General features: G+C 52.5%; 1 protein-coding gene. It reads right to left on the reverse strand.

The window, feature by feature from the left end; genetic code table 11:
- Positions 1-542: phage integrase Arm DNA-binding domain-containing protein (locus tag JTI98_RS13780; protein ID WP_216082250.1), on the reverse strand; the 542-nt coding region annotated here is incomplete at its 3' end.
- Positions 543-564: the final 22 nt, after the last annotated feature.

The raw sequence follows: 564 nt of genomic DNA on the forward strand, positions 1-564 counted from the left end.
CGCTCACGCTTGACCTTTGGTGTCGGCGTTCGCGTCGGCTCTGCCGGGTTCCTGTCGATATGCCCCTCCACAATTGCCTCTCTGAAGACATCCATCAACACCGATCGCAATCCGGAAGCCATGCTCTTTTTATCGCAGACAATGTAGGCCTCCAGAAAAGAAGCGATATCCTTTGTGGTTACAGAGGCGAGGGGGATCCTTCCGAACTCGTCCTTTAGAGTGGCGAGCTGATTTCGCCTGACCTTCATCGTATTGGGTTTCAACTCGCGTCTTTCCAGAATAACCTCGTAACGCTCAAGCCATGCAGCCACAGTGAAAGTGGGCACGTCTTTAATGCGATCCAGAAGACAGGAAGGAAGATAGTTCTGGTCGATGTAGTTGTTGGCTTCGATGGCCTGGGCAACGGCGTCCTTGCGGTCAATCCGGCCAAGAGATATCTCCTGCCCGGTCACCGGATTACGCCAGCTGTAAAGTCTGTCTCTTTTACGATAGGTCAGATTACGGGGCAGATTAGCGTCGTACCGTACTGGCCTGTTCGTCATGCTTTATTCTCTCCAGTAAGGT

The organism is Citrobacter sp. MGH 55, assembly GCF_016906145.1.
Classification (GTDB): domain Bacteria; phylum Pseudomonadota; class Gammaproteobacteria; order Enterobacterales; family Enterobacteriaceae; genus Citrobacter_A; species Citrobacter_A amalonaticus.